The sequence below is a fragment of the Nocardiopsis sp. iso_238 genome, assembly GCF_056173325.1.
This window is the reverse complement of record NZ_CM149668.1, coordinates 3,518,205-3,541,678: the sequence shown is the minus strand read 5'-3', so window position 1 is coordinate 3,541,678 and position 23,474 is coordinate 3,518,205. Positions and strand designations below refer to the sequence as shown.

Here is a 23,474-nt window from a genome sequence, read left to right as displayed (position 1 = left end):
ACACGGAGGACTCCTGGTTGGGAGGGCGAAGGGGACGGGAGCGGTGAAACCCCCGCTCACGGGCCCCGGCGTCAACGCACACAAGACTAGGGAGCCCCCAGAGTAGAAGTGCACGCCCCGGCGGCGCCGTAGGGCCCGCGTGACTCTTCACCCTGGGGCCAGCACCACCCTGACCAGGGATCGTGTCCCCGGCGGGCGCCCATGGGGGTTCGCGTCGTAGAGTCCTTGGCAAGGGACCCGAACGCGTGGGAGACAACGAGATGTGCACGGTGATCGTCGGTTTCGATCCGGACGCCAGGACACCGCTGGTCGTCGCCGCGCTCAGGGACGAGATGCGCTCACGCCCCTGGGCCTGGCCCGCGCCGCACTGGCCCGACCTGCCGAACCTGGTCGGCGGCCGCGACCAGCTCGCCGGAGGGACCTGGCTCGCCGTGGACCCCCAGAAGCGACGGATGGCCGCACTGCTCAACGGGTGGCCGTGGGACGGCACGATGCCGTGGGAGGGCACCTACCCCGCCAGCCGGGGCGACCTGCCGCTCAAGGCGTTGACCACTCAGAACCGCGACCCCCTCGCGGGCGAGGACCCCACCCGCTACGCCCCCTTCCACCTGCTCGACGCCGACGCGCACAGCGCGACCCTGTACAGCTGGGACGGGCGGTGTCTGGACATCCGTTCCCTTCCCCGGGGCGTGACCACACTGGTCAATACGGGCCTGGACCCCGCCGACCCCCGGGCCGCCCGGCACACTCCGGAGTTCGCCCGGACCCGCCCGGACCCGGACCTGGCGAAGGTCGACACTCCGGAGGGGATCTGGGGGGAGTGGCCCGCCCTCATCGGCAAGGCGGCACACGAGCGGCCCCGCTCGGCGGGCACCACCCCCGGGGGCGACCCCACGGGCCTGATCGCCCACGCGGACCTGGGCGAAGGCCGGGTGTGGGCCACCGGTTCCGTCACCCTCATCGCCCTGGACCGCGACACGGTGCGCTACGCCTTCACCGACACCCCCGCCGCCCCCGAACCCTGGAAGATGATCGACCTCTAGAAGCGGATGGGCAGCAGGGTTTCCCACGGGTGTGGGCTCACATCGAACTCGGCCCCCGGAGGCCCGCCGGTCCATCCCCACGGGCGTGGGGCTCACCCACCCCAGTTCCTGACTTCCGATAAGTCAACCGGTCCATCCCCACGGGCGTGGGGCTCACACTTAACGACCTGCGGAAACGAGCCAGGTTATCTGGTCGAGAGCTACCCAAAGGTAGGAAATTGGCCGAACTCGGCCACTTGCTGTAAAACGCCCCCGGCGGGTTTTGTAGCCGCTAGGTTCGTCTCACATTCCCTCTTCGAACAAGTGGAGCCCCCGTGGCCACGGGTAACTTCGATGACCCATACTACTTCGACCTCGGCCTTTGGGCCAAGGAGCGCGGCCTGAACGGCGGGCGATACCCCTACGTTTGCCATGCTGTCGACAGCGTTGCGGCCGCATCGGAGATATGGGACACCGTCCTTTCGAGAGGAGTACGGAAGAGGATCAGCGTTGGAATGGGAGTCTCAGAATCGCGGGCGCGTTCACTGACCGCATTCTGGGCTGGATGCCACGACGCAGGGAAGCTGGTGCGCCACTTCCAGGAGCAGGTTCCCACGGAACTCTCCCGATACCCGGTCGAGTCCGCCGAAAGGAAGGGGCACGCCGTGGTCACCGCCGAGTGGCTGACGACGGCTCTCCCCAAGATCGGTTACACCGATGCGGAATACGTCGCAGACCTGGTCTCACAGCTCCTGGGGGGACACCACGGCATCTATCCCGCTCCCATGGCCCAATTCCCCGATCCCTTTCTCGGGTTCGGTTTCGCGCGTGGCCTTTGGGAGGAACAACGGGAACGTTCTCTGCTTCTCGTTCACGAACTCGCGGGGGAACCGGAACCTCCACCGTGGTTGGACACTCCCACGGCCGCCCTGGTCTGTGGGCTCATCATCCTCGCGGACTGGTTGGTCAGCCAGGAACACTTCATCCTGAAGCAGTTGGCGACTCCTCTCGAGAACGGCAGCCATGACTGCCTGGTGAAGTTCTTCGGGCGATCACGTGCTCTGATCCCCGCCCTGGTTGGTGCGGCGGGTCTGGGACGCCTCACTGTCGCTCCGTCGACTTTCGCTGACGCCTTTCCGGAGCTGGAAACTCCCAATGGGCTACAGGAGTCCCTGGCCCGGCACCTGCCCGCACTCTGCTCGGACGGCGGCCTGATCCTGGTCACGGCTCCGCCTGGAGAGGGGAAGTCGGAAGCCGCCTTTCACGCAGCTGACCTGTTGGGGCACGCCACCGAGCGAGACGGTCGCTTCGTTGCGCTGCCCACCATGGCCACGGCCGACCACATGTACTCGCGCTTGAAGGAGTACGCGGCGCGCCGAGCCACCACCCCGGCTCCACTGGCGCTCCTGCACTCCATGGCCTGGCTGAGCTCGGACTACGCGCCTTCACCGCCCGTCCTGGGCTCGTCGACGGTGCTCTCCGGATTCGACATCACCGAGTGGCTGTTGGGCAATAAACGCGGGCTCCTGGTCTCCTGGTCGGTAGGTACCGTCGACCAGGCCCTCATGGCCGCCCTACCCTCCCGGCACAACGCGGTCCGTATGTTCGGGCTGAGCGGCAAGGTGGTGGTCATCGACGAGGTGCACGCCGTGGACCCGTACCAGCGGACTCTCCTCGAAACACTGCTGCACTGGTTGGGCGCCTTCGGCACCCCCGTCGTGTTGCTCTCGGCCACACTGCACCATTCCACGGCCAACGCGCTGGTCGAGGCCTACCTCCACGGATCCCGAGGCAGGAAGCGCAAACGGTCCGAACCCAGGCCGGTCCCCTCGATCGGGTACCCGGGCTGGCTCCATGTGCATCCGACAACCGGTGACGTCTCCACCAATCCGGAGCCCGTCCCCACTACACCGAGGAAGCCCTTGGACGTCGACCTCGTTCCAGTGGGGCTGGACGGAGGCCGCGCTGATCGCTCAGGTGTGCTGCGGGATCAGCTGACCCCGCTGGTCGAGTCGGGCGGTTGTGCGGCGGTCATCTGCACCACTGTCGCCGAAGCCCAGGTCACGCGGGACCTCCTGGCAGGATGGTTCGCGGAGCTCGACGCCGCCGGTGGCCGACCCCCGGAGCTCCACCTGCTGCACGCCCGGTTTCCGCAGGAACAGCGAACCGCGATCACCGAGGACGTCATCGCGCGCTTTGGCAAGGAGGGCGCTGCGGAGGACAGGCGGCCCGGTTCCGCCGTGATCGTGGCCACCCAGGTTATCGAGCAGTCACTCGACCTCGACCTGGACCTGCTGATCACCGATCTGGCGCCGGTTGGCCTCCTCCTGCAACGCGCGGGCCGGTGCTGGCGCCACGAGCACCTCGGTTCCGTCACCCGACCGACCTGGGCGCCTAGTCCGCGCATGGTGGTCCTGGTCCCGGCCGAGGCGGACAGTTCCGGGCACATCCCTCGTTCTTGGGGGTACGTGTACCCGGTCTCCCTGCTCATGCGCACACACAACCTGCTCCGGCGCCGGTCAGGCGCGCCCGTTCGCGTGCCGGAGGATGTGCAGGGGCTCGTGGACGATCTGCACGACGACGAGTCACTGATCGAGGACGTCGCTGCGGACATCCGCCGACTCGGAGAGGAAATGGCGCTGCGCTCCCACGGTCGCAACGCGGTCATCCCCACGGTGCAGAGTCTGGGAAGCGACCTGTACCGACTCACGGCGGCCGACTTCGACATCGGTGAGCACTTCCTGGCCACGAGGTTCGGCGCCGACTCGGTGCGGGTGTTGTGCTGCTATGAGGACAGCCAGGGGCGACGCTGGCTGGACCCCGAACGCACCCGTCCGCTCCCCGAACCCGGCCCCAACGGAAGGATCGCGCACGATGACGTTCGCACGGTAATCGCCCGCACGATCCCCCTACGCGCGGACCACCACACCCAGCAGCCCCTGGCAGAGGCCAACCGGGTTCCCGGGACCTGGGCGGAGGAGTTCCACCTGCGTGACCTGGTGATGCTCGTGCACGGGGTCGAGGACGACGGAAAGATTACCCCCGCACACCTGGGTGAGCGTTCCCTGTACCTCAGCCCCGTGAACGGCTTGGAGGAATCGAAGCCTTAGCTTTCATCCTTTTCAGCTGTTCGCCATGGTCTGACGCCAGCCTCACTCTTAGCTGTCATCCGGACCATCCCCGCGTGCGCGAGACTTCGCCGAACCTATCAACCATTGACTCGAAACCGCAGGATACCGTGACCACACCCTCCTTCGACCTGACCTCCGAACCCTGGTTGCCCGTCCACCTCCCAGACGGGACCGCCGGTCCACTGATCGGCCTCCGCGAACTCCTGTGCCGAGCACACGAACTCTCTGACGTCGAGCTGCCCCTCCCGCCCGCGTCCGCACAGCTCTGGCGTGTGCTCGCGCTGATCACCGCCCGCATCACCGGGCTGGACACCGCCGAGAGCGCGTCCGAGTGGCAGCGACGACGCCGGGAGATCATCGACGCAGGTCGCCTGACTGTGGCATCCGTTGACGCCTACCTCTCACCACTCGGGGAACGCTTCAATCTCTTCCACCATGACCGCCCCTGGCTCCAGGACCCACGACTGCGGGACCAGTGCGCGAAGTCCTCCGGGGTGAACAAGCTCGCCTGGGGCCGGACCGCCGGTCAGAACCAGGTGTGGTTGGGCGGGCACCACCACGACCTGGCCCCTGTCCCGCTCTCCCCTGAGGAGGGGGCCTGGCACCTCCTTGCCACACTGGGCTACGGGCCGTCGGGGCGCTGCACCTCTCGCACGGTGGACGACCGTACCGAGGCCAACACCACCGCCGGTCCCCTCCGGGGAACGGTGTCCTTCCACCCCCTTGGACGGAACCTGTTCGAGAGCCTCGTCCTCAACATCCCCCTCCCCGAAGAGGAAGAGGATGACGTGGAGGGACCCGAACCAGCGCCGTGGGAACTCGACACACTGCCCGACCCCCTGGGCCCACCCGAGGAGTCCACCGGCCTCGCCGGGCTACTGGTCAACCAGTTCCGGCACGCTGTGCTGCTCACCCCCTCACGGGATGGCTCGCGGGTCGAGGACGCGCACGTCACGTGGTCCCTCCGGGAGCGCCGAGTTCCTCCCACCGACCCCCACCTGATCCACCAGACCAGCAAGGACGGACGTAAGTACGCGCGTCCCGCCGACTTCTCCCGTGCGGTCTGGCGCGACCTGGAGGGGCTCCTTTCCGAGAGCACCCAGGAGCAGTACCGCCCCGAGCTCTTCGACCAGCTCACCAGCAGAACCCATTTGCCTCCGGACCTGCGGGAAGCACTGCGACTGCGTGCGTTCGCCTTCGACCAGGACGGACAGACTCGGGACCGGCAGTGGTTCACTGCACGGACCCCGGCGGTCCTGCGCTGGTTGCAGGAGTCAGCGCAGTCGGATGAGGAGAGCACGCGGGCACTGGTGCGCATCAGGGCGACTCGCGAGGCGGCTGAACGCACCGGGCGCAGACTCCGCGACGCCCTCGTCTCCTCGTGGAAGGAGAGCAACAGCCCTGTGGGCGGAGCCGACGCGTATGGCGGAGACAACCGTACCGAAACCGGGGCGGGCCCCTGGCGGCGCGCCGGAACGGCCCGGTACTGGTCCACTTCCGAGCGCCTGTTCTGGGAGACGGTCATGGACTCGGAGTCCGTCGGGCCGGGCAACGGCTTCATCCGTCTGGCACTGCGAGCCTACGACGAAGTGACCTCCGTCTACTGTGCCCGCCCCCGGGTAGCCAAAGCGGTCGAGCACCATCGGTGGCGTCTCTACGACGGCTGGACCCGTGAGCACAACGACCAGGAGGACACGGCATGATCGCCAACACCAGGCACAACGTACACCAGGAGATTCTCGGTGCGGCCGACCGCATGGCGCGCAACCTCAGCAGGCGGGTCGTCGACGAACCAGCCGTCCGTGCCACGCTTCGCCGGGGAGTGGGGCTGCCAGCGGAACACCCGTCCATGCTCCCGTTGCACGCTTTCGTCACCCCCTACCTCGACGCGCTCCCCGAGCGCTCGCGTGCTGCGTGGACCTCGACCCCGGACGTGGCCGTCGAACGCGCCTTCTACTCGGTCGCGACCCTGATTGCCGCCCAGCCCCGCCAGGTGCGAGATGGGGATGCCGAGGGAGAACCGGGGCCTGTCGACTCTGCGGATTCCGAGGAGCCGGAGGCCCGGAGCGCCGAGGCGGTGGAAACGACGCGGGACGTGCCCTCCGCCGATGACGCTTCACCGGCGGCCGACCCCAACGACCACAAGAGTTCTGGCCAGGGCCGGACACGACAGGGCTTCGGCTCCGTACTGGGATCGGCGGTGGGAAGGGGCGACCTGAACGCCGCCACCACCGAACAACGCCTGCACCTGCTGTGCCGCCAGTCCCTCGACGGCGTCCACGTACAGCTCCCCCGCGTGCTGGCGAACGCCCAGAAGAAGGGCGCGCGGATCGACTGGGGCCAGTTGGTGCTGGACCTGGCCCGCTGGGGCGGAGAACGCGACCACGTGGCCAAGGAGTGGGCTCAGGGCTTCCACCGATCCGTCGAGAGGGCGCGGCGCGAGGGGAAGAGGGCCCCCGAGAAAGCCCCGGACACCACCGAGCCCGACCTGGGCAGCTGAAACCTCCTCCCGAGCACCACGCGACACCCCCCTCTGACACGACCGCCATGAAGAGAGAAGAAGAAGGCACCGCATGAACAAGCCGAAGTTCCTGGACGTCCACGTCCTTCAGACCCTCCCCTTCTCCAACGTCAACCGCGACGATCTCGGCTCCCCCAAGACAGTGGTCTACGGCGGTGCGGAGCGCACGCGGATCTCCAGCCAGAGCTGGAAGCGGGTGGTCCGGCACAGGGTCGAGGAGACCCTGGGTGACCCGGCCGTACGCACCCGACGCATCATTGGGCAGATCGCGGAACGTCTCGTCGCGCGAGGTTGGGAGCCCGAGCTCGCTGAGCAGGGCGGCCGACAGATCATCCAGTCCGCGGCCAAGGGCGGGATCAAGCTGGAGAAGGAGAAGGAGGGCGAGCCCCCGGTGACCTCCGTTCTGTTCTACCTCCCGGTCTCCGCCATCGACGCGCTCGCCGACATCGCCGCCGAACACCGGGACGGGATCGCCAAGGAATCGACGAAGAAGAACCCCAAGGGAGTGCTGCCCTCCGACGCGATCGCGGGTGTGCTCCGCAGCCGCAACGCCACGGTCAACCTCTTCGGGCGCATGCTCGCCGAGCTGCCCAGCACCGAGGTGGACGGCGCCGTGCAGTTCGCGCACGCCTTCACCACGCACGGCACCAGCGTCGAGGTGGACTTCTTCACCGCCGTGGACGATGTGCCCAAGGACAACGACCGGGGCAGCGGTCACATGAACGCGGGCCAGTTCAGCACCGGTACGTTCTACCGCTACGCCAACATCGACCTCGCCGGACTGGCCCACAACCTGGACGGTGACACCGACACCGCCCGCGAACTGGTGACGGAGTTCCTCCGCTCCTTCCTCTCCACGGTCCCCTCGGGCAAGCAGAACGCCACCGCCGCGGCCACCCTTCCCGACCTCGCGTACGTCGCGGTGCGCTCGGACCGGCCGGTGTCGTTCGCCCCCGCCTTCGAGTCGGCTGTACGAAGCCAGGACGGATTCTCAGCGGCTTCGCGTGACCGCCTCGCCGAGTACGCGGGCAAGATCAATGAACTGTGGTGGGAGGACAGCGTCGTCGGCTCCTGCCACGCAGGGGTCGACACCAAGCCCCTGGACCACATCGGAGACCGAAAGGCTGGCTTCCCGGCCCTGGTGGAAGCCGCTGTGACGGCCGCCTACGGTCCGGTCGGCTCGTGAGCGGGCTTGTATTGCGGCTCGCCGGGCCCATGCAGAGCTGGGGTGAGCACAGTGCCTTCGGTGAACGTGACACCCTGTCCCACCCCACCAGGTCGGGGCTGGTGGGGATGTTCGCCGCCGCTCAGGGGGTACGGCGCGATGAGCCTTTGGACCGCTACGCCGACCTGCGACTGGTCATGCGCGTGGACTCTCCGGGCCTGCGGATGAGCGACTTCCAGACAGTCGGTGGGGGCCTGCCCCGTGAGCACACCGTGCCGACCGCCGAGGGTAAGCGCCGCCCGGAGAACGCCACCACCATCGTCACCCGGAAGGCGTTCCTGGCCGACGCGGTGTTCACCGTGGCCGTCACCGGCCCGGGAACCAAGGACATCGGACGGGCTCTGGAGTCGCCGCACTGGCAGACCTACCTGGGCCGACGGTCCTTCGTGCCCGACCCCCTGTTGGTACTGGGCCGCGCCGCCGATCCAGTGGAGGAACTGCGAACCGGGGTACCGCTCCCACAGCGTCATTTCCCGAGCGGAGCCGATTCCGTCTCCGTCGACCTGGTGTCGGAGGGCGCAGGCTCCCCGACGGCCCTCGAACAGTCCCGTTCCACACTTAACGACATTCCGCGCGCCTTCACTTCCCGCCGCCGTCGGTACGCAAGCCGGGAGGTGCGGGTGTACTCCGTTCCGGTACCTGCCTGCCTGGTCGCGCATGGGTGGCGCGACTATCAGAACCGCCTGTTCACGTACGTCAAGGAGCACCGTTGACTTGGCTCTCGAAGATCACCCCCGACCTCCGTTCCCGCTGGGCTAGGACCAGTTTCGGCAGTGCCGGTGACCTCCATCGACTCGTGATCGCCCTGGCCGCGCGCAATCTGGGCGAGGACCGCGTGGAGTCGCCCCGCCAGCGTGCTGGACTCCTCTTCCGGTTGGAGGAGGTGCAAGGGGCGCCTGTTCTCCTCGTCCAGAGTGCTGAGGCCCTCAACGCGGACGCGCTGGGTGCCGGGTTCGGGTCGGTGGTGGAACGTGACCTGGGCCCCTTCCTCAAAGGCCTGGAGAAGGGTAGTGAGGTGCGGTACCGCCTGGCCGCGGCACCCAGCAAGAGGCTTGGGAGGTCGGAGCGGAACGCCGAACGCCTGGGTAACCGGGCCGAACTACTGGGCGAACTGGCCCAGCCTGGCAAGCGCGCCTACACGAGGCCGCTCTTCGGTGCCCAGGCCGAGGAGTGGTGGCGCGAACGCGCGGAGCGACACGGGCTCGATCTGGTCGACGTCACCAGCACGGGCGCCGTCCCGGCCTTGGACCAGGGAAAGAGCGGGAAGCGGGGCGTGCGCATCCATGTGACCAGGTTCGACGGGTACGCGGTGGTCCGCGACCCCGATGCGCTCCGCGAGGCCGTCCGCAACGGGGTCGGCCGGGGCAAGTCCTTCGGCTGCGGGATGCTCAGCCTCGCCCCGGCGGGGTGGTGACCTCCATGAGTGCGGAGATGGCGGCGCGCAAGGCGCTGGCCCGCCCCACCCTGGCGATGTTGCCCCGGGTGTCGGACAACCTGTCATTCCTGTTCGTGGACATCTGCCGGATCGTGCAGACCGACACCGGTGTCTGCGCCGAGGTCGCAGCCGGACCGGGCTCGGTTCGCCGGGTCCCGATCCCGACCGCTTCGCTGGCCTGTGTGTTACTTGGGCCCGGAACGTCGATCACCGCCCCGGCTCTGGCGACCTTCATGCGCCATGGAACGACCGTCGTGACCTCGGGTGCTGGCGGAGTGTTGCACTACGGCAGCCTGGTGCCCCAGTCCCGGACCACCCTGTGGTTGGACCGCCAGGTACGTGCCTACGCCGACGACGACCGCCGGTTGGAGGTCGCGCGGCACATGTACGAGATGCGCTTCGGAGAGGAGGTCGAGGAGGGGACCAGCGTCGAGCGACTTCGCTCACTGTAGGGGCAACGCATGAAGGCGCTGTACCGACAGTTGGCTACCAGGCACCATGTGAAGCCGTTCAAGCGCAACTACGACCCCGAATCCTGGGACGAACAGAATCCGGTGAACAAGGCCCTGTCAGCGGGCAACGCGGCGCTGTACGGGGTGGTGCACTCGGTCATCGCCCATCTGGGGTGCTCACCGGCTCTGGGCTTCGTGCACACAGGGAAGCAGAACTCGTTCGTGTACGACATCGCAGACCTGTACAAGGCGCAGACGACTGTTCCGCTGGCCTTCACGTTGCACGACTCGACGAGCCCGGACAGCACGGCCCGGTTCCGTCTCCGCAGTGAGCTGAAGCTGTTTCGGATGATCCCCAGGATCGTGCAGGACATCCAACAGCTCCTGGATCCCGACCTCGACCCGGACGAGGAGGAAGGCCCCGAGCGCTGGCAGGTGGTGAACCTGTGGGACCCCGATGTCGGGTCCGTGGCCGGCGGTGTGAACTACGCCGGGGACGGCGTCTGATGGGCACGATGGTGGTCATCTCCACCACGGCGGTCCCTGACCGTGTTCGAGGGGCGTTGTCACGTTGGATGGTGGAGCCGAAGGTGGGCCTGTACGTGGGCACGATGAGTGCGCGCGTTCGGGAGAAACTGTGGGAGGCCGTGAGCGAATCCGTGGGCGAGGGCGCGGCTGTGTGCGTGCACACCTCGGACAACGAACAGAAGTTTGTCATCCTGACTGCGGGTGAGAGCCGCCGTAAGGTGATGGACTTCGACGGACTGCAACTGGTCGGGTTCCTCCCCGAACTAGAGGAGGAGGTTGTGGACAGAAAATGGCCAGAACTCCCCGAGGGTTGGTAACGTCAAGATAACGCCACGCGTTCTTGCAGGTCATTAAGTGAAGCACCCACGCACGTGGGGATGGACCGTACAGCCCCGCCGTTCCGGGGCTTGAGTGGTCGGAAGCACCCACGCACGTGGGGATGGACCGCCCGTAGGCACTTGAGCTTTGAGAACCGAATAGAAGCACCCACGCACGTGGGGATGGACTGGGCTTTCAGGTGATGTCTCGTCCCAGCGCCTAGTCCAACGAGTACACGCGGACGTAGTCCACGCGCATCTCCTGGGGGAGCTGGGTCGTTCCGTCCGGGTAGCCGGGCCAGTCACCGCCCACCGCCACGTTGAGGATCATGAAGAACGGCTGGTCGAACACCCACGGGTTTCCCCGGGTGTCCGCGGCCGTGTAGGTCTGGTAGGCGATCCCGTTCACCGACCAGGTGATCGACCCCGGCCGCCAGTCCACGGCGAACGTGTGGAAGGTGTCCGCGAACGACCAGCCCTGCGGGTGCATGTAGGAACCGGTGAGCGGGCTGCCGCCGAAGTAGCCCGGGCCGTGGAGACTGCCGTGCGCCAGGTGGGGTTCGCGGCCGATGTTCTCCATGATGTCGATCTCGCCCGAGTCCGGCCACGGTGTGTTCGGGAAGTTCGAGCCCAGCATCCAGAAGGCGGGCCAGATGCCCTGCCCGCGCGGGATCTGGATGCGGGCCTCCACCCGGCCGTACTGGGGCTGCACCTTGTTCTGGGTGGTCATCCGGGCCGAGGTGTAGCTGCCGTCCGCCTCCTGGCGGGCCGTGATGACGAGGTGGCCGTTACCGTCCAGGGCCGAGTTGGCCCGGCTGGACGTGTAGTTCTGGAGCTCGTTGTTGCCCCAGCCGTGGTCACCGGTCTCGTGGTTCCAGTTCGCGGGGTTGGGGGCGCCTCCGGCGGGTCCGTCGAACTCGTCGGACCACACGAGTGTGGCCCGCATGTCGGACTCGGCGGTGGTGGTGGCGGTGGCGGTGGCGGGGGAGAGCAGGGCCGCGGCGGTGATGACCGCCATGAACAGGGCGCGGTGCATGGGCTACTCCGGGGGGAAACGCCACAGGGTGCACCCAGTGTGGTCGCCCTGTGACCATTGGTGTTGAAAAGTTACTTTACGTTTAGTAACCCGGATGTACAAGCGGGGTTTTCTCGGAAGTTTTCCGAAAGCGCGTCATAGGCGCCGTGGTGGACCGTCTACCCCAGGAAAGAGTTCGACGATCCACCGAGGAATCCACCATGCTGAGCGCCCACGCCGTCCCCGCGCCCCTGTTCGACCCCGCCGACCTGGTGGGTCAGTGGGTCCGGGTGAAGGAGGACGGCACCGTCGGGCTGCTGACGTCCGCCGACCACACCGGTTGGACCCTCCGCACGCCGACCGGGACGGTCTCGGCGCGGGGGCGCCTGGCCGCCGAGCCGGTCACCCGCCGGGCCGAGGCCGGGCCGGTCCGCCGCCGCCTGCGCGCCGTCATGGACGACCCGGCGTTCCCGGGCGCCGACGACCTGGACCTCCTCGACCTCCAGCTGGCCGCCCACCCGTGATCACCGGTGCGTCGTGCGCCTTCGGCCGACCCCGGTCTGACCAGGGCGGACGGCGAGGCCGAGGGCACACCGCCGCGTGAGCCACGACCTAAGGAATGCGTAAACCCCCTGCGTGATCGCGGCGTCTCTCTGAGAGACGGCGCACTCGCCGTCGGACACGCGTGGAACGCACGCGTACACAGCAGGGGGCACCACCATGGGCCGAAACGGCAACCTCATCGAATCCGGAGCGTACTGGCTGCTCTACGTCGTCTCCTTCAGCGGCGCCCTCCTGCACTGGCGTCTGGGCAACGAACTCCTGGCGGCGATCTGCGCCGTGACCGCGGTGTTCAGCGTCCTGCTCATCGGACGGGTCCGGATCTTCGCCGCCCCTCAGGAGCGGTGACTATTCCCGCCGCACCTGGGGGGATCATCACCTTCCACGCCACCCGCTATCTGTGCGTTTGTCGCGTGCACGTGCGGATAGGCTTCCCGGTATGCGTTCATGGTCTGCGCCTGACATCGTCCCCCTGCCGGGTTCCGGCGGCCCTCTCCGTATCCACGACACCGCCACCGGACGGATAAGGACGACCGCGCCGGGATCCACCGCGGGTATGTACGCCTGCGGCATCACCCCCTACGACGCCGCCCATCTGGGGCACGCCTTCACCTACCTGACCTTCGATCTGGTCAACCGGGTGTGGCGGGACGCCGGGCACGACGTCAACTACGTCCAGAACACCACCGACATCGACGACCCCCTCCTGGAGCGGGCCGAGGCCACCGGCGTCGACTGGCGCGACCTCGCCCACCGGGAGATCGACGTCTTCCGTGACGACATGGCCGCCCTGTCGATCATCCCGCCCACGTCGTACGTGGGCGTCGTGGAGTCCGTCGACCTCATCAGCGACCTCGCCGTCCGTATCCGCGAGAGCGGCGCCGCCTACGAGGTGGACGGCGACCTCTACTTCTCGGTCGAGGCCGCGTCGAAGTTCGGTGAGATCAGCAACCTCAGCCGCGAGGAGATGCTCGGCCTCTTCGGCCAGCGGGGCGGCGACCCCGAGCGCGCGGACAAGAAGGACCCCCTCGACTGGCTGCTGTGGCGCGCCGAGCGCCCCGGCGAGCCCGCCTGGGACAGTCCCCTCGGTCGCGGCCGCCCCGGCTGGCACATCGAGTGCAGCGCCATCGCCCTGGACCGGCTCGGCCCCTCGTTCGACATCAACGGCGGCGGCAGCGACCTCATCTTCCCCCACCACGAGATGGGCGCGGCCGAGACCCGCTGTGCCACCGGTCAGCCCAACGCCCACAACCACCTGCACGTGGGCATGGTCGGTCTGAACGGCGAGAAGATGTCCAAGTCGCTGGGCAACCTGGTCTTCGTGTCCAAGCTGCGCGAGGAGGGGGTGGACCCGGCCGTCATCCGGCTGGCCATGCTCTCCCACCACTACCGCGCGCCGTGGGAGTGGACCGACGCCGAGCTGCCCGCCGCCACCGAGCGCGCCGAGCGCTGGCGCGCGGCGGTGGCCCTGGGCGCGGGCCCGGACGCGGCCCCGGTACTGGCCGCCGTGCGCGCCGCGCTCGCCGAGGACCTGGACTCCCCGTCCGCGCTCTCGGCGGTGGACGCCTGGGCGAGCGCCGCGCTGACCGAGGGCGGCCCCGACACCTCGGCCCCCGGCCTGGTGCGCACCACCGTGGACACCCTGCTGGGTGTCCGGCTCTAGGTATCCCCACACCTCCGTGCCCGTTCCCGTCCGGTTCGTCAGGGACGGGCACGGAGCCCGGTCTCAGGCCCTGGGCTGGGGTATCCCCGGCCCGGTGGGGGCGGTGAAGTCGGGGAAGCGGACGGTCTCCGCGTCGGGGAGCAGCCGCACCACGGGGACCCCGTTCACGGGGTCGGCCCCGATCCGCTCGAAGTCGTCGAGTCCGTCGGCCACGTCGTGGCCGAGTCCCCGCATCAGCTCGGTCGCCGCGACCGGGTGCTCCTGCGCGTAGTGGGCGAGCACCTGACCGGACTCCCGTGCGGGGAGCGGTTCGGCCACACCCCGCCGACGCCGGTTGCCGATCTGGAACAGCACGCGGGGTTCCGCGCGGACGTTGCGGAACCACTGGGACCGGTCCCCGTACCCGGACGCCACGAGCACGGCCCCCGTGTCGTCGTTGCGGCCCAGCACCTCCAGCACCGCCTGCCGTGCCTCGCCCGTGGAACGCCCCCGGTGGGTGAGCAGGACGAAGCGCCCGCCCAGGAGCGGTCCCAGGCCCAGCCGGTAGATCCAGATCGGAGCGCGGTACAGTGCGCGCCCGAGCGGGTCGCGCGGGGGTTGGGCGAACGTCATCGAGGCCTCCTGAGCTGGGTTCCAGCGCCCGAGTGTAGTGAGCCGCGCGGGGCGGAGGCCGGGACGCCACGCCAACGGTCGGTGCCCGCTGCCATGATGCGGCCATGGACACCAGAGCTGAGATCCTCCACTCGACCGACTGGTCGAGGACCTTCCACGCCTATGGTCCGGCCACCGACGCACCGGAGTTCCTCGCCGGGCTGCTGTCCGAGAAGGAGGAGGTCCGGGAGCAGGCGCTGGGCTACCTGAACAGTGCCATCCTGCACCAGGGGACCGTCTACCCGGCCACCCCGCCCGCCGCTCTGTTCGTCGCCGGTCTGCTGACGGACCCGGTGTCCGACCTGCCGGTGGGGGACCCGTTCGCCGCGGGCTCCCCCGCCGAACCGCTGCGCCTGCACCTGCTCGGATTCCTGGCCGCCACGGCCCGCGCGGTCGCGGAGCTGTCCGCCGGCCGCTCGCTCTCCGACCTGGACGGGGCGGCCGACCCGGGGGAGCGGCGGGGCGAGCTCGACGCCCTCCTGTCCGGGATGGCCGACGGCGACGCGGAGGGCGACGAGGAGATCTGGGAGGACCCGCTCCTGGACTCGGTGTTCCAGGCGGCCCTGCGTGACCTGCGTCGAGCCGCGCCGGCGCTGCTCGGGGCGGTGCGGCCGCTGCTCACGCACGCGGACGGCCGGGTCCGCCAGCGGGCGGTGACGACCAGCGGCGCCCTGAGCCGACTGGTCGACGCGCCGGTGGACCTTTCGGGCGCCGCGGACCTCGCGGAGAACCGGGACGAGGGGGCGGCGATCGTCCTGGCCCTGGTGGAGGGTGGCCGGGACACTTCCGCCTTCCTCACCCACCCCGACCAGGCGATACGCGTCTGCGCGGCCCTGTCGGAGGGGCTGGCGGGTGACCCCGTGGCACTCGGGGAGCTCCGCGCGGCCCTCGTCGACCCGGCCGCCGCCGACGCCTGGTTCCAGGACCGCCCCGGATACTTCTCCGGTCAGGTCCGGTTCGCGCTGGTCGCCGCCCTGGTGAGCCGTTCCGGGCCCGAGGACGCCGCCGACCTGCTGCCCGTGTTCCGCGCGTTGGCGGCGATGGCCGGTCCGTTCACGTGCGAGGCCGACCTGCGCGGTCTGCTCCGCCTCGCCCTCGGGATCGAGGAGGGGGCGACCGCGTCCGGGGTCGGGAACCCCACCGGGCTCCAGCGCGCCTACCTCGGCGCGGTGGTCGACAACGACCGACTCTGGGGCACGGGTGCCGCGAATCCGGCCCTCGTCCTCCGGAGCCTCGGCCTCCCCACGGACCGCGAGGCCCTGGCGGCCCTGGCCGCCACCCCCTGATGATCGGGGTCCGCATGGGGCGCCGATGGGTGACTTGTTCGCCAGTGTCCGGTTCGGTGGTGACGGTGGTGACCACCTGTGGCCACGACATCGCGGAATCGCCACCAACGCGGAGTGGGGCGTGATGGGATGGCGCCCATGACCACGACCAGTACCCCCACCCGGCCCAGCGCCGCCGCGGAGCTCATCGCTGACTTCGTCTCGACCGGCGGCCGCCTCACCGACCGCGCCGACCTGGCCCGGTTCCTGAGGGAGCACCGACTCGTCACCGAGGGCGCCATCCCCATCACCCTGGCCGACCTCGACGAGGCCATCACGCTGCGCGACGGTATCCGCGCCCTGCTCGACCAGGAGAACGCCCCGGACCCCGAGGCCCTCGGCCGCGCCCAGAAGGTCCTGGACGGGCTGCGCGTCACCGTGCGGCTGGAGCCCGCCGAGCAGGCCGAGTCCCCGCTGGCCCCCGCCGTCGTCGACGAGGTCCGCCGTGGCCTGGCCCGCGTCGCCGGGGCGTGGGCCGCCGTCCTCGCCACGGGCGAGTGGCGCCGCCTGCGCCTGTGAACCCGGCCGCCCCGCCCGCGAGCGGTCGGGGCGGCCCCTCCGGGCTCAGCCGAACAGCGAGGCCAGCGGACCCCTGCGCGGCCGCTCGGCCAGACGCCGCTCCAGGAAGGCCTCCCACTGGGTGGTGACGTCCTCCAGCCCGTAGTCGGCGGCGGAGGCGAGCGCCTCGGCGCCCATGCGGTGGCGCTCCTCCCGGTCCGACACCAGGCGGTTGAGCGCGGCACCCAGGGCCTCGGTGTCCTGCGGCGGCACCAGCAGGCCGTTGCGGCCGTCGTCGATGATCTCCCTGGGACCGTGCGGGCAGTCGAAGCTCACCACGGGCACCCCCACGGAGAAGGCCTCGATGATGGTCATCCCGAACCCCTCCACACGCGAGCTGACCGCCAGCAGTGAGGCCTTGGACAGCTCACCGAGCATGTCGGTGGTCCGGCCCATGAGGCCCACGTTGTCCTCCAGGCCGAGGCGCCGCACCGTCTCGCGCAGTTCCTCGTCCCGGTCCCCGCCGCCGTGGATGTGCAGCCGCCACTCCGGGTGCTCCGCCACCACGTGCGAGAACGCCTCCACCAGCAGCGGGTACTGCTTGACCGGGGAGAACCGCCCGGCGGCCGCGATGATCGGCGCCTCCAGGGTGGACCGGGGCGGTTCACCCGGCTCCAGCGCGTTGGGCAGCGCGGTCAGCCAGGCGTCACTGGAACGGAGCAGCTCCTGGTAGGCGGTCCGGTCGGACTCGGTGAGTACGCTCAGGCCGCCGAGCTGCGGGTACACCTTGCTGATCGCCTTGCGCACCTTGGGGTTGTGCTCGCCCAGGTTGAGGTGTTCCTGACCGATGGTCAGGACGCGCGGCGGCGCCCACTCCGCAAGGAGGAGGTTGATCCCGGGGCGGGTCCCGATCACCACGTCGGCCTTGGTGGTGCGCAGGTAGCGGCGCAGACCGGTGACCGCCTCCGGCGTGAAGTTCTTGTTCCGGCGCCGTTCGGGCTCCGGAATGATCTGTTCGGCCTTCCGATACCAATGATCCAGGACCCGTTGTCGGGGGAGTCTGACCCGCGACTCGTCGGTCTCGTCGCTCAGAGGAACGAGGTCGACGTTCGCGTCGGGTGTGAAGAACGGCTTGCGCCGCTTGCGGACCAGACTGACGATCTCCACCTCATGGCGCGCCGACAGCCCCCGTGCCAGGTTGTGCACGGTCCTGACCGTGCCACCCATGGCGTAGCCGTTGGCGATGACGAATGCGATCCTCACAAGTTGCCCCAGACCCCACCCCGCGCGGTCGGGACGGGCACTTGTCCCAGGCCTCGGAGGACGGCGCCCCGCGCGGTCCCGAGGTGCGCGTACCCCCGTACCGCGCGCTTCGGGAACCTGGCCCAGTTCCCCCGATCCGCGAGCCATTGTCCGCAAGGTATCCATAATGGCCTAAAGATGAGGTAACAGAAAACCGGGACCTCAGTCCCGGTCAGCGGAGGTTCCCGGCCTTCTCAGCCGTCGTCGCGGCGGCGCAGGTAGCGCTCGAACTCCTGGGCGATGGCGTCTCCCGTCGCCTCGGGGAGGTCCACCGTGTCCTTGGCCTCCTCCAGCCCGCGCACGTAGGAGGCGATGTCCTCGTCCTCGGCGGTGAGATCGTTCACCCCGGCCTCCCAGGACACGGACTCCTCGGGCAGGTCGCCCAGGGGGACCTCGGCCTCCACGAAGTCCTGGACCCAGCCCAGGAGCGCCAGGGTCGCCTTCGGGCAGGGCGGCTGCGCCACGTAGTGCGGGATGGCCGCCCACAGCGACACCGTCTCCACGCCCACGGCACTGAACGCCTCGTGCACGGCCCCCACGATCCCGGTCGGACCGGAGTAGGTGGCCGCCTCCAGCCCGAACCTGGCGCCCAGCTCCACCGGGGAGCACATCCCCGTGACCGGGATGGGGCGGGTGTGCGGGGCGTCGGCCAGCAGCGAGCCCAGGACCACGGCGCGCCGGACCCCCAGCTCACGGGCGATGGCCAGCAGGTCCGCCGTGTAGGAGCGCCAGCGCATGTTCGGTTCGGGACCGCTGACCAGGACGACGTCGCGGCGCGCCCCCGGGGGGCGGACCACCCGCACACGGGTGGTGGGCCACTCCATCTCGGTGAGCTTGCCCTCGGTCACCGTCATCCTCGGCCGCGTCACCTGGAAGTCGTAGTAGTCGTCCGGGGCCAGAGCGCACAGCTCGGTGGCGTTCCAGTGCTCGGACAGGTGCGCCACCGCGAGGCTCGCGGCCTCACCGGCGTCGTTCCATCCCTCGAACGCCGCCACCATGACAGGCTCGACGAGCTCGCGGTCGAGCGGGATCATGGGCGGCCCCTTCCTGAAGACGGACCACACCACCCTATGGGGTGCCGAGCCGAGCGAGAAACCGTCGACGGAGACCGTCAACATTGGCCCCGGGCGCAACTTTGGGACGCCTGTCTCACGTGGCGAAACGCCCATGAGGTACCCTCGCGACCAGCGACTGACCGGGACACCGCTGTCCCCGGACGCCGAACCCGCACCGCCCCGCGTCGCGGGTCGACCCGGCACCGCAGGTCCCCGTGCCAAGCATCACCGGGATCGAGCTGGGTCCCCGCGGTGCCCCGAGACTAGAGTTGTTGAACATGAGAGATCGACGGACGTTCCGTGAAGCACTGTCCCAGCGAGTGATCGTGGCGGACGGGGCGATGGGCACCATGTTGCAGGCGCACGATCTCGACCTCGACCAGTTCGAGGGCCACGAGGGCCTCAACGACATCCTCAACCTCACCCGCCCCGACATCGTGCGGGACACCCACGCCGCCTTCTTCGAGGTCGGCTCCGACTGCGTGGAGACCAACACCTTCTCCGCGAACTACGGCGGCCTCTACGAGTACGGCATCGAGGACCGCACCTACGAGATCGCGGAGGCCGGGGCGCGCATCGCCCGCGAGACCGCCGACGCCTACGCCACTCCCGACCAGCCCCGCTACGTCCTGGGCTCGGTGGGACCCGGAACCCGGCTGCCCACCCTGGGCCACGCGCCCTACACGTTCCTGCGCGACTACTACGAGCGGACCGCGCACGGGCTGATCGACGGCGGTTCCGACGCCATCCTCATCGAGACCTGCCAGGACCTGCTCCAGGTCAAGGCCGCCGTGGTCGGCGCCAAGCGCGCCCGCGCGTCCCTGGGCCGGGACGTGCCGATCATCGCCCAGGTCAGCATCGAGACCAACGGCACCATGCTCATGGGCTCGGAGATCGGTGCCGCCCTGACCTCCCTGGCCCCGCTCGACATCGACGTGATCGGCCTCAACTGCTCCACCGGGCCCGCCGAGATGAGCGAGCACCTGCGCTACCTGTCGCACCACTCGCCCATCCCGATCTCCGTCATGCCCAACGCGGGCCTGCCCGAGCTGGGCCCCCACGGCGCGGTCTACAACCTCTCCCCGGGGGAGCTGGCCGACGCCCACGACACCTTCACCTCCGAGTTCGGGCTCAGCCTCGTCGGCGGTTGCTGCGGCACCACCCCCGAGCACCTGCGCCAGGTCGTCGAACGGGTCCAGGGCCGGGGCCTGAAGAACCGCAAACCGCTGGTCGAGGCCGCGGCGTCCTCCCTCTACCAGAGCGTCCCCTTCCGCCAGGACTCCAGCTACCTGGCGGTCGGTGAGCGCACCAACGCCAACGGCTCCAGGAAGTTCCGCGAGGCCATGCTGGCCGAGGACTGGGACGCCTGCGTGGAGATCGCCCGCGACCAGATCCGCGACGGCGCGCACGTGCTCGACCTCAACATCGACTACGTGGGCCGCGACGGCGTGCGCGACATGCGCGAACTCGCCTCGCGCCTGGCGACCGCCTCCACCCTGCCGCTCATGCTCGACTCCACCGAGCCCCCCGTCCTGGAGGCCGGGCTGGAGGCGCTCGGCGGTCGCGCCGTGGTCAACTCGGTCAACTACGAGGACGGCGACGGGCCCGACTCCCGGTTCACCCGCATCATGCGCCTGGTCCAGGAGCACGGCGCTGCCGTGGTCGGCCTGTGCATCGACGAGGAGGGTCAGGCCCGCACCGCCGAGTGGAAGGTCCGGGTGGCCAGCCGCCTGATCGACGAGATCACCGGCGACTGGGGGCTGAGGACCGGCGACATCGTCATCGACTGCCTCACCTTCCCCATCACCACGGGGCAGGAGGAGACCCGCCGCGACGGCATCGAGACCCTGAACGCCATCCGCGAGCTCAAGTCCCGCTACCCGGAGGTGCAGACCACCCTCGGTCTGTCCAACCTGTCCTTCGGCGTCAACCCGGCCGCGCGGATCGTGCTCAACTCCGTGTTCCTGCACGAGGCCGTCCAGGCGGGCCTGGACTCGGCCATCGTGCACGCCTCCAAGATCGTGCCGATCAACCAGATTCCCGAGGACCAGCGCAAGGTGGCGCTCGACCTCGTCTACGACCGGCGCGAGGGCGACTACGACCCCCTGTCGGAGTTCATCGACATGTTCCAGGGGGTCGACGCGAAGGCGATGAAGGCCTCCCGCGCCGAGGAACTGGCCGCCCTCCCGCTGTGGGAGCGCCTGGAGCGCCGGATCATCGACGGAGAGCTCACCGGCATTGAGGCCGACCTCGACGAGGCCCTGACCGAGCGCCCCGCGCTGATCATCGTCAACGACACCCTCCTGGAGGGGATGAAGACGGTCGGTGAGCTGTTCGGCTCCGGCCAGATGCAGCTGCCCTTCGTCCTCAAGTCCGCCGAGGTCATGAAGAAGGCGGTCGCCTACCTCGAACCGCACATGGAGAAGAGCGACGACGACGGCAAGGGCCGCATCGTGCTCGCCACCGTCAAGGGCGACGTCCACGACATCGGCAAGAACCTCGTGGACATCATCCTGTCCAACAACGGCTACGAGGTGGTCAACCTCGGCATCAAGCAGCCGGTGTCGGCGATCCTGGAGGCGGCCGAGGAGCGGCGGGCCGACGTGATCGGCATGTCAGGTCTCCTGGTCAAGTCCACGGTGATCATGAAGGAGAACCTGGAGGAGATGAACTCCCGGGGCCTCTCCGAACGGTTCCCCGTGCTCCTGGGCGGTGCCGCGCTCACCCGCTCCTACGTGGAGCAGGACCTGGCCGAGATGTTCGGCGGCGAGGTGCGCTACGCCAAGGACGCCTTCGAGGGCCTGCGCCTGATGGACACCTTCATGGCCGTCAAGCGCGGCGAGGAGGGAGCCAAGCTCCCCGAACTGCGCCAGCGCCGGGTCAGGCGCGGGGCCACCCTCAAGGTGACCGAGCCCGAGGAGATGCCCGCCCGCAGCGACGTCTCCACCACCAACCGGGTACCCACCCCGCCGTTCTGGGGCGACCGGATCAGCAAGGGCATCCCGCTGGCCGACTACGCCGCCTTCCTCGACGAACGCGCCACGTTCATGGGGCAGTGGGGGCTCAAGGCCTCCCGTGGCGGCAACGGTCCCACCTACGAGGAGCTGGTGGAGACCGAGGGCCGTCCGCGCATGCGGATGTGGCTGGACCGTATCCAGACCGAGGGCCTGCTGGAGGCCGCGGTCGTGCACGGCCACTACCCCTGTTACAGCGAGGGTGACGACCTGGTCGTGCTGGACGACGACGGGGCCACCGAACGCACCCGCTTCACGTTCCCGCGCCAGCGCAGGGACCGGCACCTGTGCCTGTCCGACTTCTTCCGGCCCAAGGAGTCGGGGGAGCTGGACGTGGTCTCCTTCCAGGTGGTGACCGTGGGGGCCGCGATCAGCCGGGCCACCGCCGAGCTGTTCGAGAAGAACGCCTACCGCGACTACCTGGAGCTGCACGGGCTGTCGGTGCAGCTCACCGAAGCCCTGGCCGAGTACTGGCACACCCGGGTCCGCGCCGAGCTGGGCTTCGCGGGGGAGGACCCCGCCGAGCTGGACGCCTTCTTCAAGCTCGGGTACCGGGGCGCCCGCTTCTCGCTGGGGTACGGCGCCTGCCCGGACCTGGAGGACCGCGCCAAGATCGTCCGGCTGCTGGAGCCCGAACGGGTGGGGGTGTCGTTGTCCGAGGAGTTCCAGCTCGTTCCGGAACAGGCCACCGACGCGATCGTCATCCATCACCCGGAGGCGACATACTTCAACGTCTGACCCGCTGAGGTGTGGGCCCCGCCGACGAAGGACCACGGCGGGGCCCTCCCCATGGGTCAGCACCACCGGCCACCCACCACGCCACGAGTCGAGATGAGCGAATTGAGCACAGTGAGTTCCGAAGTGACCGAGACCGCCGCCCCGGTGGAACGCCGTCTCCAGGCCGTCCTGCTGGACATGGACGGCACCCTCATCGAGAGCGAGCACCTGTGGGGTGAGGCCGAGGCCGAGCTGGTCGCCGAACTGGGCGGCGAGTGGACCGAGGTCGACCACGCGGCCAACGTGGGCAACGCCGCCGAGCCGGTGGGCCGTTACATCATCGAGCTGACCGGGGCCGACCACCTCACCCCGCGCCAGGTGGCGGACCTGCTCTACGACCGCTTCCGCGCCAAGCTGGAGGGCGGGGCCGAGCTGCGCCCCGGCGCCAAGGAACTGGTGACCATGCTGGCCGAGGCCGGGGTCCCGGCGGTCCTGGTGACCTCCACCGAACGCACCCTGATCGAGACGGCCATCGGCGGCATCGGCCTGGAGAGCTTCGCGGACTCGGTCGCCGGTGACGAGGTGGACGCGAACAAGCCCCACCCCGACCCGTACCTGAGGGCCGCGCGCCGCCTCGGCGTGGACCCCGCGCGCTGCGTCGCGGTGGAGGACTCGGTGGTGGGGGTGGCCTCCGCCGCCGACGCCGGGTGCGTCACCGTCGCGATCCCCAACCACGTGGAGATCGAGCCCCGTGACGGCGTGGTCTTCCGGGACAGCCTGGTCGGCGTCGACCTGGAGTGGCTGGAGTCGCTGGTCTCCGGCGCCTGAGCGCGGACCGCCGGTCCTCCTCGTTCCCGTTGTCCCACGCGTCATCCGCCCCGCACGCGCCCGGTCCCTTGGTGACCCGCCCGCGGGTGGGTAGCGTGGGGCGGGGGAGCGGGCCGCACGGCCCCCGACCGCCGTCTCCGGCCGGGCGCGCCCGGGGTGTTCGGCGGACACACGCCCTAGGGGATCGGCCGGATGTGCGTTCGGACGCGGGATG

At 69.5% G+C, this 23,474-nt stretch carries 21 protein-coding genes; 17 read left to right on the top strand and 4 right to left on the bottom strand.

All coding sequences use genetic code 11. The features are described from left to right. Positions 1-260: 260 nt before the first annotated feature. From AC0VYL_RS15855 to cas2e, 10 genes are all read left to right on the top strand, one after another. Positions 261-1,043, top strand: coding sequence for an NRDE family protein (locus tag AC0VYL_RS15855; RefSeq protein ID WP_475483524.1), 783 nt, complete (start codon positions 261-263; stop codon positions 1,041-1,043). 314 nt (positions 1,044-1,357) lie between these two features. Then, positions 1,358-4,132, top strand: coding sequence for a CRISPR-associated helicase Cas3' (gene cas3 / locus AC0VYL_RS15850; protein ID WP_475480610.1), 2,775 nt, complete (start codon positions 1,358-1,360; stop codon positions 4,130-4,132). Between the two features lie 128 nt (positions 4,133-4,260). Then, on the top strand, positions 4,261-5,856 hold the full coding sequence (casA, locus tag AC0VYL_RS15845; RefSeq protein WP_475480609.1) for a type I-E CRISPR-associated protein Cse1/CasA: 1,596 nt from the start codon (positions 4,261-4,263) through the stop codon (positions 5,854-5,856). Then, a complete protein-coding gene (gene casB, locus AC0VYL_RS15840; RefSeq protein ID WP_475480608.1) occupies positions 5,853-6,653 on the top strand; it encodes a type I-E CRISPR-associated protein Cse2/CasB in 801 nt (266 codons plus the stop codon). The genes casA and casB overlap by 4 nt, the downstream gene beginning before the upstream one ends. 73 nt (positions 6,654-6,726) lie before the next feature. Next, on the top strand, positions 6,727-7,860 hold the full coding sequence (gene cas7e / locus AC0VYL_RS15835) for a type I-E CRISPR-associated protein Cas7/Cse4/CasC (protein ID WP_475480607.1): 1,134 nt from the start codon (positions 6,727-6,729) through the stop codon (positions 7,858-7,860). Further along, complete coding sequence (gene cas5e, locus AC0VYL_RS15830) at positions 7,857-8,612, top strand: type I-E CRISPR-associated protein Cas5/CasD (RefSeq protein ID WP_475480606.1); 756 nt, start codon at positions 7,857-7,859, stop codon at positions 8,610-8,612. The genes cas7e and cas5e overlap by 4 nt, the downstream gene beginning before the upstream one ends. Continuing rightward, positions 8,609-9,313 (top strand): type I-E CRISPR-associated protein Cas6/Cse3/CasE, encoded by a 705-nt coding sequence (gene cas6e, locus AC0VYL_RS15825; protein ID WP_475480605.1) that lies wholly within the window; start codon positions 8,609-8,611, stop codon positions 9,311-9,313. Before cas5e ends, cas6e begins: the two co-directional genes overlap by 4 nt. A gap of 5 nt (positions 9,314-9,318) precedes the next feature. Next, the gene (locus AC0VYL_RS15820; protein ID WP_475480604.1) at positions 9,319-9,786 is read left to right on the top strand and encodes a CRISPR-associated endonuclease Cas1; all 468 of its coding nucleotides are present in this window, start codon (positions 9,319-9,321) and stop codon (positions 9,784-9,786) included. Positions 9,787-9,795: 9 nt separating this feature from the next. Next, a complete protein-coding gene (locus AC0VYL_RS15815; RefSeq protein WP_475480603.1) occupies positions 9,796-10,293 on the top strand; it encodes a CRISPR-associated endonuclease Cas1 in 498 nt (165 codons plus the stop codon). Then, positions 10,293-10,631, top strand: a complete 339-nt coding sequence (gene cas2e / locus AC0VYL_RS15810) for a type I-E CRISPR-associated endoribonuclease Cas2e (protein ID WP_475480602.1) — start codon at positions 10,293-10,295, stop codon at positions 10,629-10,631. The genes AC0VYL_RS15815 and cas2e overlap by 1 nt, the downstream gene beginning before the upstream one ends. A 220-nt stretch (positions 10,632-10,851) precedes the next feature. Here the strand turns inward: cas2e and AC0VYL_RS15805 are convergent, their stop codons facing one another. Next, positions 10,852-11,667, bottom strand: coding sequence for a glycoside hydrolase family 16 protein (locus tag AC0VYL_RS15805; RefSeq protein ID WP_475480601.1), 816 nt, complete (start codon positions 11,665-11,667; stop codon positions 10,852-10,854). 200 nt (positions 11,668-11,867) lie between these two features. Between AC0VYL_RS15805 and AC0VYL_RS15800 the strand changes: the two genes are divergently transcribed. From AC0VYL_RS15800 to mshC, 3 genes are all read left to right on the top strand, one after another. Then, positions 11,868-12,170 carry a hypothetical protein gene (locus tag AC0VYL_RS15800; protein WP_475453811.1) on the top strand — a complete coding sequence of 101 codons (303 nt, stop codon included), beginning with the start codon at positions 11,868-11,870 and terminating at the stop codon, positions 12,168-12,170. A 196-nt stretch (positions 12,171-12,366) separates the two neighbouring features. Then, complete coding sequence (locus AC0VYL_RS15795) at positions 12,367-12,555, top strand: hypothetical protein (RefSeq protein WP_475453808.1); 189 nt, start codon at positions 12,367-12,369, stop codon at positions 12,553-12,555. 91 nt (positions 12,556-12,646) lie between these two features. Beyond that, on the top strand, positions 12,647-13,870 hold the full coding sequence (gene mshC, locus AC0VYL_RS15790) for a cysteine--1-D-myo-inosityl 2-amino-2-deoxy-alpha-D-glucopyranoside ligase (protein ID WP_475453806.1): 1,224 nt from the start codon (positions 12,647-12,649) through the stop codon (positions 13,868-13,870). 63 nt (positions 13,871-13,933) lie between these two features. On the opposite strand, the gene AC0VYL_RS15785 is transcribed toward mshC, so the two are convergent. Then, positions 13,934-14,482 (bottom strand): nitroreductase family deazaflavin-dependent oxidoreductase, encoded by a 549-nt coding sequence (locus AC0VYL_RS15785; RefSeq protein ID WP_475453803.1) that lies wholly within the window; start codon positions 14,480-14,482, stop codon positions 13,934-13,936. A 104-nt stretch (positions 14,483-14,586) separates the two neighbouring features. Between AC0VYL_RS15785 and AC0VYL_RS15780 the strand changes: the two genes are divergently transcribed. Together AC0VYL_RS15780 and AC0VYL_RS15775 are read left to right on the top strand one after the other, a co-directional pair. Continuing rightward, positions 14,587-15,807, top strand: coding sequence for a hypothetical protein (locus AC0VYL_RS15780; RefSeq protein WP_475480600.1), 1,221 nt, complete (start codon positions 14,587-14,589; stop codon positions 15,805-15,807). 129 nt (positions 15,808-15,936) lie between these two features. Beyond that, a complete protein-coding gene (locus tag AC0VYL_RS15775; protein WP_475480599.1) occupies positions 15,937-16,365 on the top strand; it encodes an ABATE domain-containing protein in 429 nt (142 codons plus the stop codon). Positions 16,366-16,410: 45 nt separating this feature from the next. Here the strand turns inward: AC0VYL_RS15775 and AC0VYL_RS15770 are convergent, their stop codons facing one another. Then, positions 16,411-17,607 carry a glycosyltransferase family 4 protein gene (locus AC0VYL_RS15770; protein WP_475453795.1) on the bottom strand — a complete coding sequence of 399 codons (1,197 nt, stop codon included), beginning with the start codon at positions 17,605-17,607 and terminating at the stop codon, positions 16,411-16,413. Between the two features lie 233 nt (positions 17,608-17,840). Next, positions 17,841-18,680, bottom strand: a complete 840-nt coding sequence (locus tag AC0VYL_RS15765; protein ID WP_475453792.1) for a PAC2 family protein — start codon at positions 18,678-18,680, stop codon at positions 17,841-17,843. Positions 18,681-18,979: 299 nt separating this feature from the next. Here AC0VYL_RS15765 and metH point away from each other — a divergent pair, with 299 nt between their 5' ends. Both metH and AC0VYL_RS15755 read left to right on the top strand, forming a co-directional pair. Further along, positions 18,980-22,453, top strand: a complete 3,474-nt coding sequence (gene metH / locus AC0VYL_RS15760; RefSeq protein ID WP_475480598.1) for a methionine synthase — start codon at positions 18,980-18,982, stop codon at positions 22,451-22,453. Positions 22,454-22,546: 93 nt separating this feature from the next. Beyond that, positions 22,547-23,260 carry an HAD family hydrolase gene (locus AC0VYL_RS15755; RefSeq protein WP_475453787.1) on the top strand — a complete coding sequence of 238 codons (714 nt, stop codon included), beginning with the start codon at positions 22,547-22,549 and terminating at the stop codon, positions 23,258-23,260. The last annotated feature ends 214 nt before the right edge of the window (positions 23,261-23,474 follow it).